At 34.0% G+C, this 15,432-nt stretch carries 15 protein-coding genes; 9 read left to right on the top strand and 6 right to left on the bottom strand.

Features of this window, described 5'->3' with window-relative positions:
- Positions 1-85: 85 nt before the first annotated feature.
- Complete coding sequence (locus CJF12_RS18785; RefSeq protein WP_034682570.1) at positions 86-1,315, bottom strand: ABC transporter permease; 1,230 nt, start codon at positions 1,313-1,315, stop codon at positions 86-88.
- A 65-nt stretch (positions 1,316-1,380) separates the two neighbouring features.
- Positions 1,381-2,070, bottom strand: a complete 690-nt coding sequence (locus CJF12_RS18780) for an ABC transporter ATP-binding protein (protein ID WP_034682569.1) — start codon at positions 2,068-2,070, stop codon at positions 1,381-1,383.
- A 426-nt stretch (positions 2,071-2,496) separates the two neighbouring features.
- Between CJF12_RS18780 and CJF12_RS18775 the strand changes: the two genes are divergently transcribed.
- The 5 genes from CJF12_RS18775 to CJF12_RS18755 all read left to right on the top strand — a co-directional run bounded on the left by CJF12_RS18775 (position 2,497) and on the right by CJF12_RS18755 (position 7,616).
- Positions 2,497-3,471 (top strand): ribonucleotide-diphosphate reductase subunit beta, encoded by a 975-nt coding sequence (locus CJF12_RS18775; RefSeq protein WP_034682568.1) that lies wholly within the window; start codon positions 2,497-2,499, stop codon positions 3,469-3,471.
- A gap of 111 nt (positions 3,472-3,582) precedes the next feature.
- A complete protein-coding gene (locus tag CJF12_RS18770) occupies positions 3,583-3,870 on the top strand; it encodes a hypothetical protein (protein WP_034682567.1) in 288 nt (95 codons plus the stop codon).
- A 55-nt stretch (positions 3,871-3,925) separates the two neighbouring features.
- Positions 3,926-5,584 carry a ribonucleoside-diphosphate reductase subunit alpha gene (locus tag CJF12_RS18765; protein ID WP_034682566.1) on the top strand — a complete coding sequence of 553 codons (1,659 nt, stop codon included), beginning with the start codon at positions 3,926-3,928 and terminating at the stop codon, positions 5,582-5,584.
- A gap of 269 nt (positions 5,585-5,853) precedes the next feature.
- Positions 5,854-6,726 carry a hypothetical protein gene (locus CJF12_RS18760; protein ID WP_051887210.1) on the top strand — a complete coding sequence of 291 codons (873 nt, stop codon included), beginning with the start codon at positions 5,854-5,856 and terminating at the stop codon, positions 6,724-6,726.
- A gap of 5 nt (positions 6,727-6,731) precedes the next feature.
- Positions 6,732-7,616: a hypothetical protein gene (locus CJF12_RS18755; RefSeq protein ID WP_034682565.1), complete on the top strand. Its 885-nt coding sequence runs from the start codon at positions 6,732-6,734 to the stop codon at positions 7,614-7,616.
- Between the two features lie 230 nt (positions 7,617-7,846).
- Here the strand turns inward: CJF12_RS18755 and CJF12_RS18750 are convergent, their stop codons facing one another.
- Positions 7,847-11,032, bottom strand: a complete 3,186-nt coding sequence (locus CJF12_RS18750; protein ID WP_034682564.1) for a TonB-dependent receptor — start codon at positions 11,030-11,032, stop codon at positions 7,847-7,849.
- A 464-nt stretch (positions 11,033-11,496) separates the two neighbouring features.
- Here CJF12_RS18750 and CJF12_RS18745 point away from each other — a divergent pair, with 464 nt between their 5' ends.
- The 4 genes from CJF12_RS18745 to CJF12_RS18730 all read left to right on the top strand — a co-directional run bounded on the left by CJF12_RS18745 (position 11,497) and on the right by CJF12_RS18730 (position 13,210).
- Positions 11,497-11,700, top strand: coding sequence for a hypothetical protein (locus CJF12_RS18745; protein WP_034682563.1), 204 nt, complete (start codon positions 11,497-11,499; stop codon positions 11,698-11,700).
- The gene (locus CJF12_RS20520) at positions 11,660-11,806 is read left to right on the top strand and encodes a T9SS type A sorting domain-containing protein (RefSeq protein ID WP_084675609.1); all 147 of its coding nucleotides are present in this window, start codon (positions 11,660-11,662) and stop codon (positions 11,804-11,806) included. The genes CJF12_RS18745 and CJF12_RS20520 overlap by 41 nt, the downstream gene beginning before the upstream one ends.
- Positions 11,807-11,900: 94 nt before the next feature.
- Positions 11,901-12,791 carry a DUF72 domain-containing protein gene (locus CJF12_RS18735; protein ID WP_034682562.1) on the top strand — a complete coding sequence of 297 codons (891 nt, stop codon included), beginning with the start codon at positions 11,901-11,903 and terminating at the stop codon, positions 12,789-12,791.
- A 188-nt stretch (positions 12,792-12,979) separates the two neighbouring features.
- A complete protein-coding gene (locus CJF12_RS18730; RefSeq protein WP_034682561.1) occupies positions 12,980-13,210 on the top strand; it encodes a hypothetical protein in 231 nt (76 codons plus the stop codon).
- A 27-nt stretch (positions 13,211-13,237) separates the two neighbouring features.
- Here CJF12_RS18730 and CJF12_RS18725 read toward each other — a convergent pair whose 3' ends face one another.
- Genes CJF12_RS18725 through CJF12_RS18715 form a run of 3 tightly spaced genes read right to left on the bottom strand, consistent with a single transcriptional unit; the run spans position 13,238 to position 15,356 of the window.
- Positions 13,238-13,831 carry a hypothetical protein gene (locus CJF12_RS18725; protein ID WP_034682560.1) on the bottom strand — a complete coding sequence of 198 codons (594 nt, stop codon included), beginning with the start codon at positions 13,829-13,831 and terminating at the stop codon, positions 13,238-13,240.
- A gap of 39 nt (positions 13,832-13,870) precedes the next feature.
- Positions 13,871-14,515, bottom strand: coding sequence for an HD domain-containing protein (locus CJF12_RS18720; RefSeq protein ID WP_034682559.1), 645 nt, complete (start codon positions 14,513-14,515; stop codon positions 13,871-13,873).
- The gene (locus CJF12_RS18715) at positions 14,499-15,356 is read right to left on the bottom strand and encodes an alpha/beta hydrolase family protein (RefSeq protein ID WP_034682558.1); all 858 of its coding nucleotides are present in this window, start codon (positions 15,354-15,356) and stop codon (positions 14,499-14,501) included. The genes CJF12_RS18720 and CJF12_RS18715 overlap by 17 nt, the downstream gene beginning before the upstream one ends.
- Positions 15,357-15,432 lie beyond the last annotated feature (76 nt).

The raw sequence follows: 15,432 nt of genomic DNA, 5'->3' as shown, positions 1-15,432 counted from the left end.
TCTAATTATAAATTATATTAATACTTACAAAAGAGCAAAAGGGTGAAATTGCTAAAACTTGGCCCTATTTACTAGTCTTTAATGTTTATTCTGTTCTTAATGCTTCAATTGGCTTAATCTTCGATGCTCGGTAAGCCGGAACAAATCCAGCAATCAATCCGGAAAAAACCAATGCAATGAAAGCCATAAAAATTGCTCCCCATCCCACACTTGGGTTTTTAATAAAAAATTCTTCAAGACTCCCTCCAATTAGATTTAAAGTCAAAACCCCAATTCCCACTCCTACACATCCTGAAATAACTGTAATAACAACACTTTCCTGCACAATTAAAGTGACAATACTTCGTGGCTTAGCACCAATAGCTTTCCTTACACCAATTTCTCTAGTTCTTTCTTTTACGATGTAAACCATAATGTTACTGATTCCAATAATTCCAGCTAACAAAGTTCCCAATCCAATAAACCCTACAATTGCTGTAAGAACTGCCATAAATGTAAATGTGTCATTCATATTTTTAGCGTTATTCCAAACACGGACTCCGTTTTCATCATCAGGAGAAACATTTTTTCTTACTTTTAATTTGTCTTTCAATTCATCACCATATTTAATCGCTTGCTCAGGGGTCAACTTATCACTGTATGAGATATAGGCTATATTCACAGTATCAGACCCTTTTTTCATCTGTTGTAAGGTCGTAATCGGAACTGTAATATGTCTTTCATCCCTATCTCCGCCATCATCTGAAAATACACCTATTACTTTAAACATGGTTCCATTAATATCCAGCTCTTTTCCTATGGAACTTCCATTTTTGATCAAGTCTCTTTGAACCATTCTTCCAATGACTGCTACATTTTGTTTTCTTTGCAAATCAAAAGGATTGATATAACGGCCATCAATAATTTTTCTGTTCTCAATAATTTGTTCTCCTGGTTCTGCACCATGTATCTGATAAGTTCCACTTTCTTTTCCGTATTTCACCATTAAATTAGCGGAATATCTAGGACTGGCTGCTCCTACTTTTTCCTTATCTGTATTGATCAGAAAATCATAATCATCATTATTCATTGTAACATCCCTATCAGATTGTAATCCTTTATAGGCTAAAGTAGTCTTCCCAGTATAAATGGTAATCAGATTTTTAGCATCTCCTGCAAACCCTTCAGAAAAAGCATTCTGAAGTCCTGTTCCTATACCAAAAAGAACAATAAAGATAAATAAGCCCAATGCTACCGTAAATCCGGAAAGTACCGTTCGCAATACATTACTGCGAATGGAACTGAATATTTCCTGCCAACGATCCAGGTCAAACATAATTTAATAGATTTAGATATTTAATAACTTAAGGCTAAATGCTCTTTACACTTCTGCAAATCCATTTATAAAACAACCTGCTTGATAAATTCATCACTTTCAATAATTCCGTCTTTTAAAATGACATTTCTTTTGGTTTGTGCTGCAACGTCAGGTTCATGGGTAACCACAATAATAGTCTTCCCTTCATTATTAATATCCTGAAGAAGCTTCATAATATCATGTGTTGTCTTTGAGTCTAAAGCACCCGTAGGTTCATCAGCTAATACAACTTTAGGATTGGTAATCAAAGCTCTTGCAATAGCTACTCTCTGCTTTTGTCCACCCGAAAGTTCATTAGGGAGATGGGTAGCCCATTGAGCAAGGCCTACTTTTTCCAAATATTCCATTGCTATTTGATTACGTTCTTTCCTGGGTACATTCTGATAATATAAAGGAAGAGCAACATTATCTAAAGCCGTTTTATATCCGATCAAGTTAAAAGACTGAAAAATAAATCCCAGAAACTTACTTCTGTATTCTGCCGCTTTTACTTCGGATAAATGCTCGATAGGAACCTTATCCAACTCATAGGTCCCTGAATCTTTTTCATCCAGAATACCTATAATATTAAGGAGTGTAGACTTCCCGGAACCGGAACTTCCCATAATGGAAACAAACTCACCTTCAGAAATATTAAGATTAATTCCCTTGAGAACGTGCAGTTTACTTTTCCCCGTATCGTATGATTTATGTAAATCCTGAATTACTAACATTAAGTGGTTGCTGTTTTTGTACTCAATAAGTAGAAGATATTTTCGATTTGTTACAAGAATAAAAATTTATTAATATTTTTTGGCGTTTAATACTTTTTCATTTTATTTATAGTATTTTAGGAATGCATGTTTAACTGTAACTTATTAAAAATATTTATTTTTGCCTTATAATTCTGTATAAACCAATATCAACGGTGGTTTCATGTAAATGTGGAAAACTTTTAAGGTTAAAAGTCAATCAATTAGTATTTACCCCTTTTTAAATCAGTTCTTTTTTTCGAACTTTGTGCTTCGCACTAGCAAAAAATAAAAACACTTTTCTTGTGAAAAACTTTCAAATATAAGTTCCAACAAATCAAGATGTTATTTATTCTTTGAATTTTATCCACAGTGATGTAATTATTTTAATTTAAACACATTTTTAATATGGGAATTTTTGATAAAAGAGTAAGTTATAAGGCATTTGAATATCCTGAGGTTCTTCAATTTGTAGAAGCGATTAACAAATCGTTTTGGGTACATTCGGAAGTGGACTTTACTGCAGATGTTCAGGATTTTCATTCGCAGTTGGAGCCACACGAAAAAAACTCTGTGAAAAATGCACTTTTGGCAATTGCACAGATCGAGGTGTCTGTAAAGACATTCTGGGGAAACCTATATAATCATCTACCTAAACCTGAATTCAATGGTCTTGGAGCTACTTTTGCAGAATGTGAATTCCGCCACTCTGAAGCCTATTCCCGATTAGTAGAAGTATTAGGATATAATGAAGAATTTACAAATGTTATAGAAGTTCCTGCCGTGAAAAAGAGAATTGACTTTTTGTCAAATGTTCTTAAGCACGCCAATTCTTCTACGCCAAAAGAATATGTTTCTTCTCTTTTATTATTCAGTATCCTGATTGAAAATGTATCCCTTTTCTCACAGTTCGCCATTATTCTGTCTTTTACCAGATTTAAAGGATATATGAAGAATGTTTCCAACATTATCGCTTGGACTTCGGTAGATGAGCAGATTCATGCGAATGCAGGAATTTATTTAATTAATAAGATTCGCGAGGAACAACCTGACCTATTAACGGATTCTGACATTGAAGACATTTATACTTTAGTGGATCAGTCTGTGGAACTGGAAGGTGAAATCCTGGATTGGATCTTCGAACTAGGAGAATTGAGTGTATTTTCAAAAGAAGATTTACTAAACTTCATGAAATATCGTGTTGATGACAGTTTAAAGAAGATCAATATGGATACACGTTACAACATCTCTCCTGAGCAATATCGTCCAATGAAATGGTTTGAAGAGGAAGTTTTCGCTAACTCTATGGATGATTTCTTTGCTAAAAGACCTGTAGATTATACGAAACACGATAAGAGTATTACTGCAAACGATTTGTTTTAATCGGGCAGAAAAAATGATACAATCTTATTCTTGTTTGAATACATAAAAGAACTTCCGAATAAATCAAAGTTCTTTATTCTTCAGGATGACCATTAAATACCAACACAAAAGATGATTAATGTAATTGTAACCTATACCGTAAAACCTGAGTTTGTTCAAGAAAACAAAGCAAATATCCGCATTTTTCTGGATGATTTCAAGAAACTCGATCAGTCTACTTTTGAGTATAAAATATATCTGAAAGAAGATGGTATTACTTTTTTACATTATTCCAACTATATCAATGAAGAGGTACAGCATGAGGTTTTGAATACCCCATCTTTTAAAGAATTTCAAAGATTAAGAGATGAAAGTGGATTGAACAACTCCCACAAAGTAGAATTTTTACAAACAATTTAATAACACAAAATTCCCGTGTCGATAAAAGACCCGGGAATTCGAAAATATAACAGCTATGGAGGAACAAAATACTAATATATGGTGGCTCAATGAGGAGTCAGAGCAAATGCTAAACAGAGGATATCTGTTAAAAGGGGAAACTGTAGATGGTGCCATCGACAGAATTACCACAGCTGCTGCTAAAAAATTATACAAACCTGAGCTACAGCCGGCTTTCAAAGAAATGATCACTAAAGGGTGGATCAGTTTTTCTTCTCCGGTTTGGGCTAACATGGGAACGCAAAGAGGATTGCCTATCTCTTGTTTCAATGTTCACATTCCGGACAGCATTGAAGGAATTACTCATAAAATGGGTGAGGTCATCATGCAGACAAAAATCGGAGGTGGAACTTCAGGATATTTCGGAGAGCTTCGTAACAGAGGTACTGCAGTAACTGATAACGGGAAGTCTTCAGGAGCTGTTTCTTTCATGAAACTATTTGATACTGCAATGGATGTGGTTTCACAGGGAGGTGTAAGAAGAGGAGCATTTGCTGCTTATCTGGACATCGACCACGGAGATATTGAAGAATTTTTATCTATCAAAGATATCGGAAGCCCTATCCAGAATTTATTTACAGGGATCTGTGTTCCTGACTATTGGATGCAGGATATGATCGATGGAGATATGGAGAAACGTAAGATCTGGGCAAGAGTTTTAGAAAGCCGTCAGCAAAAAGGTCTTCCATATATTTTCTTTACAGATAATGTAAACAGAAATAAGCCACAGGTTTATAAAGATTTAGGATTAACGGTTAATGCAAGTAACCTTTGTTCTGAAATCATGCTTCCTTCTACAAGAGAGGAATCATTTATCTGTTGTTTATCTTCCATGAACCTGGAATTATATGACGAATGGAAAGATACTGATGCTGTAAAATTAGCTGTATACTTCCTGGATGCTGTTTTAACTGAGTTTATTGATAAAACAGAAGGTAACTACTATTTACAGGGAGCAAGAAACTTCGCAATGCGTCACAGAGCTCTTGGATTAGGAGTTTTAGGATACCACTCTTATTTACAGAAAAATATGATCCCGTTTGAAAGTTTTGAAGCGACTCAGTTCAATGCAAGAGCTTTCAAACATATTAAAGAACAATCTGAGCAAGCATCGAGAGAATTAGCCAATATCTATGGAGAGCCTGAATTATTAAAAGGTTACGGGTTGAGAAATACAACTACAATGGCTATTGCTCCTACCACTTCAAGTTCTGCTATTTTAGGACAAACTTCTCCTGGAATTGAGCCTTTTGCATCTAATTATTATAAAGCAGGTCTGGCTAAAGGAAACTTTATGCGTAAAAACAAGTATTTGGCAAAATTGTTGGAAGAAAAAGGATTGGATAACGAAGAGACATGGAGAACAATTATGTTGAATCATGGTTCCGTACAGCACTTAACTGAATTGACTGACGAAGAAAAAGCAGTATTTAAAACCTTCAAAGAAATATCTCCAATGGAGATCATTTCTCAGGCAGCTCAAAGACAGCAGTATATTGATCAGGCACAATCTTTGAATTTACAGATTCCATCTACAATGCCTGTAAAGGATGTTAATTACCTGTATATTGAAGCATGGAAAAAAGGAGTAAAAACATTATATTATCAGAGAAGCTCATCAGTATCTAAAGAAATGATGGTGAACTTTGTATCATGTTCAAGCTGCGAAGCTTAGACTACAAATAATAAACAATTTATATATGAAGCACGTTTTTAACGTGCTTTTTTTGTTGTAAAATAAAAATTAATGAAAACTTAATATAGATTAAATACCTCAAGTATAAATATATATTATTATCAATTTATTATCCGTATAAAATATATGTAACTAAAACATCCTAAATAATTGAAATAAAGACAAATACATCTAGTTTTCAGCTCAAACATTTCAGTTATAAAACAAATATATTTACCGTTAATTATTAATTTAATTACACTACAAGGATGAAAACATTAATTATTTACGCATTTCTTTTATGTGGAATGCAGACCTACGCACAAGTAGGTATTAACACAACCACTCCAGATCCTAGTGCCGTATTGGATATTCGGCATTCTAATAAAGGGTTACTGATCCCACGGGTCAATCTGGTAAACAAAACAGATCTTATCACAATACCCAATCCGGCAAATGGCTTATTGGTCTATAATTTATCAAACTCAAACTCTTCTACCAATACCAATAATCAGGTAATTGCAAATAATTTTTATACTTTTTCCTCAGCGGATAACTCATGGAAGCTTTTGGTAACTGATACCGTACTCAATGATGCCATTGAAGGTCTTGGTGTCACTCAATTACAAGTAGTAGCCAATGCTTCTTCGAGTGGAAATGATGTTTCCTATGCAGGAAATGATTTAGGAGCCAATATCAGAAAGCTTTTCTTCACTAATAAAGTCTTTGACAGAAATAATACTTACGATGCTATAAACTCAGAATTCAAAGCACCTAAAAACGGTTATTATCAGATAGACGCTTCAATTCTTTTAAAGAGCTATCAGTCTCAAAATACAACCAATATTGTAAGGCTAGGCGTAAGTAAGCCCTATACTACATTTACTTATAATGGAAATGCAACATTTGCTTTTCTTAATCAACCTCTCAATGCTGTAACAGACGCTCAGCAGCCTCTGACAGTTAAAGTCTCCGGTGTCATATATATGAATAAGGACGAAAAGATTTGTTTTTTAACCAGATATATCACCCCAGGCACAACTTCAGGTGATAATATCTATTCTATGTCAACTGAAAGCTTAGGGTACAACAGAGCGCAGGCAAACAATATTACCATTATTTATCTCCCTATCACTAATTAGCCAATATGAAAACAATTCTATTATTTAGCATTTTATCTAGCCTATTTCATTATTCTCAAGTAGGAATAAACACCAACTTCCCTGATAAAAGTGCAATACTTCATGCCAATGCAACCCATAAAGGGCTATTAATTTCACGGGTTTCACTATCCGGAACCACTGATATCACCACAATTCCCAAGCCGGCAGAAGGCTTATTGGTATTCAATTTGGTAAATGCCAATAACGAGACTCCTGCAGACACTACAGATGATGTGCTGGAAAATAGGTTCTATTCTTTTAGTAATGGGAGATGGCATCTTTTCACAGAAGAAAAAGAACTCAACCAGAAAATAAGCGACCTTCTTTTAAATAGGCTTATTACATTAGTCAATATGAAGCCCTCAGGAAATGATTTAAGTTTCGTGAGCAGTGATCTGGGAAATAATATCAGAAGATTTATATTTGACAGTAAGGTTACAGACAAACTAAATACCTTTAATACAACAACAGGAGAATTTACGGCGCCTTTCACCGGGTATTACCTGGTCAATATGAACATACTTCTTAAGCCGTGGAAAAATAATTTTGACCCCAACAACAATGTTAAAACACCTCTCCTTCTAGGATTATCAAAACCATATACCAACTCATTTCCTACCAGTGGCCTCACAGACAATATCTTTTATAATGCTATTGAAAATCTGGACTCTGCACGAGGAGCTAATTTTATAACTTATTTAAATTTAAAGAGTATTATATATCTTAAAACCGGAGAAAAAACAGTCCCCATTGTGAAATATATTACACCTGGAAGTACTGAAGGTCAATACAACCTTAATACCGAAGCAAATAACTACAATAGAACTCTTACAAATACGATATCTATAATTTATTTACCTACCTCTTAGATAATTAGATAAATATAAAATCATTCAACCCATCAAGTTTAAGCTGCTATGACTAATGTAAAAAAACAAACACCTTTTCATAATTTAGCCAACCAGCGATTTTATCACTCTATAGTTACACAACATTGTAGGAACTTAACTTACAAGAATATCTCAATGCATCCAGAATGATATATAAAAAAAGCCCAGAAAGAAAATCTGGACTCTTGAAAGAATATATAAAGTAAAAATTAAAAATTGTATCGAACTCCTAACTGAGCCTGGAATCTTGATGCAAACTGATCAATCGTATAAGGTAACCCCGGAGATCTGAAGTTGTAAGTTGGATCTCCCGCACCAGGTTGTCCGGCACCTACACTTCCATTTCTCGTAAGGCCTACACTTGCCGTAGAGTTAAAGGTATTTGGTACAAAGTATACTTTCCCCCAGTCTTTATTTAAAAGATTCGTAACGTTGATAATGCTTAAAGAAATCTGAAGACTGTTTTTAGATTTTTGACTCAATCTGATTTCATCCATAATTCTGATATCAGCTTGTATGTTCCACGGAGTAACATCTCCGTTTCTTTGAGTAAATGTTCCTCTCCTACTGTTCAGATATTTATTATTACTAATAAAACTTTCATAATCAGCAACCTGTTGCTGTGCTGTCACTAAAACAGTTCCTGCGGCATCTCTAATAGGAACGATATACTTGGCAGCTTCAGCGGCATCTTTGAAGATATAAGCCAGTCCGGCAGCCTGTCCTGAATTAGCAATCGTCCCGTTGATGAACCCCCATGAAAAAGGATTTCCTGACTGAGCATTGAAATATACATTCGCTGATATCCTGTTGGATTGTGAAGTATTGAAAGCATATCCCAAATTGGCAACTACTCTGTTTTTGATCGCAAAGTTAGAAGTAGTAAGCTGAGGATTATTAGGAGTCAAAGACTGGTTCATCTGCCAGTTACTTTCCATAGAGTTTCTGATACCATTGGTAATATCTTTGGCATCACCATAAGTATAGGCTACAAAGAAGTTAAATCCAAAATTATATGCTTTGGAAACTTGTGCCGTTACATTATATCTATATCCTTGTTTTGTGTTGGATAACAAATAAGCATTAGAAAAATTACTATTGATGCTTCCTGAATAGATCGGCATTTCCTGATTTACATCATAACTGTAATACGTTACCTTATCCCTTCTATTCACTTGCTGGAATTTCAAATCGTAAAGCACTTTGGTATAAATACCTTCTAATGTCATTTTATATCCTCCCACGGTATAGTCAAGTCCTAATGAGCTTCTCCAAACTTTTGGCATTTTGAAGTTATTATCAATAAGGTCTACCTGTACTTTTGAAGAATTTTGCCAGTTAGCAAAATTTCCACTTATCAAAGGATCTCCGTTGGCAGCAATCTGAGCAGCTGTCGGCGAATTATAATCATAACTTCCGAAACCTACCCCATCATTATAGTAAGCATATCCTAACCATGCAAAAGGAATCCTTCCTACAAAAATACCTGAACCTCCTCTTAATACTACAGATCTATTATCTGTAAGATCGAGTGTAAATCCTAATCTTGGTGAAATCGTTGGCTTGTTAAGGTAGCTATTGGTAAGCTGGCTTAGTGGTGTATACGTATAAGTATTTCCATAATTTGGATCCATAGGTGAATTATTAACCTGTGGACTTAAACGTGGTTTATTGGGTAAATCGGTGTAATCTACTCTTACCCCTGGTGATAATCTTAATTTTCCTAAGTTGATTTCATCCTGGAAATACAAGGAAAGAAGATTAGCTTTATATTGAGCATATGGGTTATTGAAAAGAGTTTCTCTGCTGTCTCCATTAAACGGATACGTCCCTCTTATCCTAGCAGGAGTAGAGTTGTAGAAGTCTGCAAGAGTTCTGTAAGAGATCCTTCCATTAAGAGCGTTAACGAAACCATAATTGATATTATATAATTCATTATGGGTTCCTAATAAGAACGTGTGAACTCCTGTTTTATACGTTAGATTATTGGTGATTTCGAAGGTTTTCTGCTTCATGTTAAATACAGTAGCCTCTCTTTCATTTCCTAAAAGGATTGTTCCGCCATTGTAAGCAATTTCCACTTGTGGGAACATCGGGTTAGAAGAAGTCGGGTCTCTGTAATCATTAATAGAAGAATAGCCTAACACCAAATTGTTATTCCATTTATCATTGAAACGGCTTTTTAATTCCAATGTGGTTGTTGAGGCATTATTTTTCTGGATAAAATCCATACTGGAAAATCTGAAGTTAGCCCCATCTCTTTCAAGGTTGGATGCCTGTGAAAATACCGTATTGTTTTTAATGGATAAAGTATGTTTATCATTAATTTTCCAATCTAATTTATTAAAAAGTTTAGCACTCTCAGAGAAGTTAGTATACTGATTATAGCTTCCTACATTAAAGCCATATCTATCTTGTACAAATTTGGAGATTTCCTGAGCAACTCCTTCATTGACTAAAGCATTAGGGTCATTGGCATTATAGAAAACAGGATCTCTTCTTCTGGTATACTCCATGTTTGTAAATAAGAATAACTTATCTTTTATAACAGGTAGCCCTACTCTTCCTCCATAAATAAAATCCTGAAAAGAGCTTGGCATTTTTGAATTATCACCTACCCTGTTTCTTCCTGTAATAGCTGCATTACGTCCGTAAAAATAAAGGGATCCCTCTACATTATTACTACCGCTACGGGTAACTGCATTGATACTTCCTCCTAAAAAGTTTCCTAATTTCACATCATACGGAGCAATATAAACCTGAACATCCTGGATAGCATCCAAACTTATTGAATTGGAACGGGTACTACTTCCCGGCATTCCTGATGTATTGGTTTGACCTCCTAAAGACGGACTGAAACCGATAGCATCATTATTGATAGATCCATCAATAGTCACGTTATTATAACGGAAGTTAGTTCCGTTAAAAGAGTTGTTGGCACTTTGGGGAACAAGTTTGGTCACATCCTGGATTCCCCTGTTGATATTAGGAAGTCCTGAGATCTGCGCCTGGGTGATTCCCACCCCATTTTTTACAACGGTTCTCTTAGAAGTAAGTTTTACCTCATCAATTACTTTCTCACGGTTTTTGATTTCCACTACCGGTAAATCGTTACTTCCCAATGAAAGTTGCAAATTGGCATTAGAATAGATAACCTGTGAACCATCAGAAATCTCTATGACATATGGTCCTCCTGGTTGTAAGTTATCTAAACTGAACTGACCTTTGTTGTTACTTTTAGTTTCAAAGGTACTGTTGGTAGGAACGTGAGTTACTTTCACAGTAACTTCAGAAGTGATTCCCTTTAATCTTCCGAAAATTTTAGAGCTGGTTTCCTGTGAAAATGCAAACCCGAATGACAAAATCGCAAAAGCACAGATAATTTTTCTCTTCATATTTTTATACTTCTAAATTGTCCGACAAAATTAGAAGCAAGAAATAGGAAACGTGGTAACATACAATTAACATTATATAACATAATGTTTAATATTTCCTTAAAAAAAACTTAACTCCCCCATATAGCATCACAGCCAAAATCCAATATAACTACTTATTAACAAGCCATTTAAATAACTATCCATTCTTAATTAAAGATGAACCCAATGTGAACTTGTATAATTTTATTAAATTAATGTCTCATTTTAAAGAATATTTTAAAGGACATAAAAAATCATTGACCCTTTTTTAAATATAAAAAACACATCGAAGAAACATACCATAAATAACTAATATTCAGTTGAATAATAATTTTACTATGCGCTTTTTGATAACAAAAAACATTATTTTTGCATACATAAGTTTTAACTACTCCCTCTTTAAAACATAATAAAAAACTAAACAATATTTTAAAAACACAATAATGTATAAGATTTTACTTACTTTCTGTTTAAGTTTTTCTTTTTTAGCTTACACACAAAATCTCAATTTTGCTGATTCAAAATTTAAAGCGTTAATATTAAATTCTTCAGCAGGAAACGGAATTGCTAAAGACTTCAACGGAAATTCTATTGTTGTTGATTCTAATGGTGATGGACAAATACAGGTTATTAAATCAAAATGCTAACAGCACAGTACTTGGTATAGATATTTCAGGTTACTCTAAAGGAATATATACTGCAAAAATAGCAACAGAGAAACATGAAATTTCTAAAAAAATCATAAAGGAATAGCATTATTGCACACCATTTTTTTAATGAAAATCATAAAAATTTGTGTGGTTTTGTTTTATATTTGTTAGATCGTTAATTCCTAAAAACCTCAAATATGAAATTCGGACAAGTAGAAGATCCATCAAAAATAGATTTTACCTTACCAAAAGATCACCTGAGAACTAAAGAAATTCTAAAGCAAAACAAAAAAGGATTAGAAAATATCTCTATCGGTTGTGCAAAATGGAATAAGACAGACCTTAAAGGCTTTTATCCTAAAGGAACTAAAGATGAATTGACATATTATGCAACTCAATTTAATTCTATAGAGTTAAATGCAACTTTTTATGGAATGCCTACTCCGGAACAGGTATTAACTTGGAAAGACAAAACTCCAGACAATTTTAAATTCTTTCCGAAAATTACCAATACAGTTTCTCATTTCCGAAGACTCATTGACGTTACAGAACCTGTGACTCAATTTGCCACGTCAGTGCTTAATTTTGATCATAAGCTAGGGATGGCATTTTTACAGCTTCACGATAATTTCAAACCAAAGGATTATGACAGGTTAGAAAAGTTTGTGAAAGAATGGCCAAAAGAAGTTCCTCTGGCAATAGAATTGCGAAATACGGAATGGTTTACTGATGAAAATATCCTGAATACTACCTGCGAGCTGTTTGAAGCCAACAATATTACCAACATTATTGTAGACACAGCAGGGCGGAGAGATATGCTCCATATGAGGCTTACAACCCCTAATGCATTCATCCGCTATGTGGGAGCGAATGCAGAAAGTGATTACGAAAGACTTGATGATTGGCTGAAAAGACTAGCTCAATGGAAAAAAGAAGGTCTTCAAAATCTGTACTTTTTTGTCCATCAAAATATCGAAAAAGCCTCTCCTTTACTATCGGCTTACCTGATAAAAAGAATGAATGAAGAGTGGAAAACAGATCTACACATACCCAAAATGGCAAATGAAGGAATGCAAACGCTATTTTAGGGAGCGTAAATCATTATTTTTTCATTGTATTTTTTAAGATTTTACTTTGAATTTTTGAATTTTTCAGAAATATAATTCACCAATTAGTGTAAAAAAGTTTTTTATTGATAAAAAGACTTTTCATCTTCCATAATTTAATATATTAGGAAATATAACCCATTATATAACCAGGCACAACTAATAAAATTATGGAAAAGAAAATTTGCAAGATTGATATCACCAATAAGTCGCTTAGTGATATATACACATTTTATGAAAATCAAAAAATAAAAAGGGTATATGACAGCAATAGTCTGCGTACAGGCATCATAGAATGGCTGGAAGCTGATCAGATAAGCCATCAAAGTAAAGACAGGCTGATTAAAAATTGCCCCGAAGAACTTAAAGAAAGAATAATGCTGATTTTAAATTATCCTTAAAAAGGATAATTTAAATTTTTATCACCTCTACTTCTTTACCCTTACTAATAAAACCAAGTTAAGGAATAAAAGCAAGAAATCAAGTGTTACCCAGATTCCAAGTTTTACGTTATCATAATTATAAGCGTCTATTTGTTTTCTGGCAATTTCAGAAAGTTTTGCGCTTTGATTGATATAATTTTTCACCTCTACAATCTGATCTATATTTTTATTAGGAACCGAATGCTGGGAATAATAAACAAGATTTTTCTTACCAAGATATCCTATTACCCAATATTCATCAGATTTATCCATTTTAAGATATTCAATTCTGTAATATTCCGGACGGATTTTTCCAATATGCTTCGCTTCCAATGTGGCATTTTTGTCCGGATTATTTACATTGATTACATAAAAATCCAAAGTCTGCGGAAGCTTATTAACGACCTGGAGACCCACAGAATTACTAACCACTCCCACGGCGCTCTTTTTAATAAACCAATAGGTGAAAACGGATATTGAAAAAATAAGTGTAGCTATACGAAATAATTTCGCCCATTCCGCACCTTTTCCTGATTTCACTTTAGATAAAATAAGGGAGAGAACAGAACAAAGAAATATAACAAAGATGATTAATCCCATACTGCAAATATACTCATTTAAGAAATTTTAGAGGGAATGTTATTCAACATTCCACTCTTTATAAAACTGCTCCAGAAATTTTAACATAAAATCATGTCTTTCCTGAGCTAAACCTTTTCCTGTTTCAGTATTCATTAAATCCTTTAAAAGCAATAGTTTTTCATAAAAGTGATTGATAGTAGTCCCGTTTGATTTTTTATACTCCTCCTTAGACATATTTAGCTTAGGCTCAATATCAGGATGATACATCAAATTGTTTTTAAATCCTCCAAAATTAAATGTCCTTGCTACACCTATAGCTCCTATAGCATCCAATCGGTCAGCATCTTGAACGATCTTAAGTTCAATTGGTAGATCTTTGGGCACCTCTCCTCTATTTTTAAATGAAATATTCTTAATGATAAACAGAACTTCTTCTATGGTTTCTTCCTTCACATTTTGCCCTTCTAAAAATTCACGGGAAACTTTTAAGGCAATCGTTTCATCGCCATTATGGAATTTAGGGTCAGCAATATCGTGAAGCAAGGCTGCCAGTTCAACAACTTCTTTATTGCTGTTTTCATGCTGAGCAATCTCTTGAGAAAGTTTCCATACCCTTTCAATATGATACCAGTCATGTCCTGCTTCGGCTCCTGCCAGTTTTTCTTTTACAAATTCTATTGTTTTATCAATTGTACTCTCCATTATGTATTAGTTCATTTAAAATAATATCCCAAAGCTTACGGTTATAGCTTCTAAAAAAATTAACATGCCCTATCTCCCCCTTTTCTGATTCAGCTGTCTTTACGAGCCTGTATGTAGGTTTGAGATTAGGATAAGTAGTGTTTAGCAAACTCTTTACTCCTTTCTCCGTAAGCCATACATCATCTTCTGCTCGGATGACAAAAACTTTTTGGGTCAATTCTTTAGAATAATCATCAATTTTTTCTAAAAGACCATTGGTTGATTTTTTATTCAAAATTAAGGTTCTCCAGTCATAAGCGCAATTTTTAGGCAGACTTTCTCCTAAGCCAAACCAATGTGCCGGAAAATAACCCAGTAATTGTGTCGCCAGAGGTTGTACAATTCCAAAGCCAAGATATGCTTCTATTTTTGTTTTAAATTTCAGGTTGCCGACAAAAGCATTCTGAGTCCCAACGAAAAAGAATTCTTTAAACATTGTTGAATCTTTATTCATTCCCAGAATCAATGCTCCAACAGAATGCCCCAAACAATATTTCTCATGCCCTTCAAAATGGGTTTTGATATATTGGGTCAATGTTTTATAATCTTCAGAACCCCAGATTCTCATAGATGCTTTAAAATCTTTCATTCGCTTGGGCTTGGAAAGTCCGATCCCACGGTAGTCATAAGTAATTACCGTAAATCCTTTCTCTGAAAAATAGTTAGCAAAGGAAAAATATACATGCTGCTTTACTCCTGTAGCAGAATTAATCAGCAATAATTTGTTGTTACTATTTTTCGGTGAAAAAAGGTGGGCAATAATAGGAATATGATCCGTTGTAGTAAGAGTTAACTTTTCCATATTTTATAAAGAAAAAAATCCACTCAAAAGTGGAAATTTTAGTACTCATTTTATGTTAATTGATAAACTATCGATA

The sequence above is a fragment of the Chryseobacterium piperi genome (assembly GCF_002285635.2).
Taxonomy (GTDB): Bacteria; Bacteroidota; Bacteroidia; order Flavobacteriales; family Weeksellaceae; genus Chryseobacterium; species Chryseobacterium piperi.
The sequence above is the reverse complement of the archived record's forward strand: the minus strand, read 5'-3'. Positions and strand labels throughout refer to the sequence as shown.

Coding starts and splice junctions, on each gene's coding strand:
- CJF12_RS18785 (WP_034682570.1), bottom strand. CDS start 1,315: ATGTTTGACCTGGATCGTTGGCAGGAAATATTCAGTTCCATTCGCAGT.
- CJF12_RS18780 (WP_034682569.1), bottom strand. CDS start 2,070: ATGTTAGTAATTCAGGATTTACATAAATCATACGATACGGGGAAAAGT.
- CJF12_RS18775 (WP_034682568.1), top strand. CDS start 2,497: ATGGGAATTTTTGATAAAAGAGTAAGTTATAAGGCATTTGAATATCCT.
- CJF12_RS18770 (WP_034682567.1), top strand. CDS start 3,583: ATGATTAATGTAATTGTAACCTATACCGTAAAACCTGAGTTTGTTCAA.
- CJF12_RS18765 (WP_034682566.1), top strand. CDS start 3,926: ATGGAGGAACAAAATACTAATATATGGTGGCTCAATGAGGAGTCAGAG.
- CJF12_RS18760 (WP_051887210.1), top strand. CDS start 5,854: ATGAAAACATTAATTATTTACGCATTTCTTTTATGTGGAATGCAGACC.
- CJF12_RS18755 (WP_034682565.1), top strand. CDS start 6,732: ATGAAAACAATTCTATTATTTAGCATTTTATCTAGCCTATTTCATTAT.
- CJF12_RS18750 (WP_034682564.1), bottom strand. CDS start 11,032: ATGAAGAGAAAAATTATCTGTGCTTTTGCGATTTTGTCATTCGGGTTT.
- CJF12_RS18745 (WP_034682563.1), top strand. CDS start 11,497: ATGTATAAGATTTTACTTACTTTCTGTTTAAGTTTTTCTTTTTTAGCT.
- CJF12_RS20520 (WP_084675609.1), top strand. CDS start 11,660: ATGGTGATGGACAAATACAGGTTATTAAATCAAAATGCTAACAGCACA.
- CJF12_RS18735 (WP_034682562.1), top strand. CDS start 11,901: ATGAAATTCGGACAAGTAGAAGATCCATCAAAAATAGATTTTACCTTA.
- CJF12_RS18730 (WP_034682561.1), top strand. CDS start 12,980: ATGGAAAAGAAAATTTGCAAGATTGATATCACCAATAAGTCGCTTAGT.
- CJF12_RS18725 (WP_034682560.1), bottom strand. CDS start 13,831: ATGGGATTAATCATCTTTGTTATATTTCTTTGTTCTGTTCTCTCCCTT.
- CJF12_RS18720 (WP_034682559.1), bottom strand. CDS start 14,515: ATGGAGAGTACAATTGATAAAACAATAGAATTTGTAAAAGAAAAACTG.
- CJF12_RS18715 (WP_034682558.1), bottom strand. CDS start 15,356: ATGGAAAAGTTAACTCTTACTACAACGGATCATATTCCTATTATTGCC.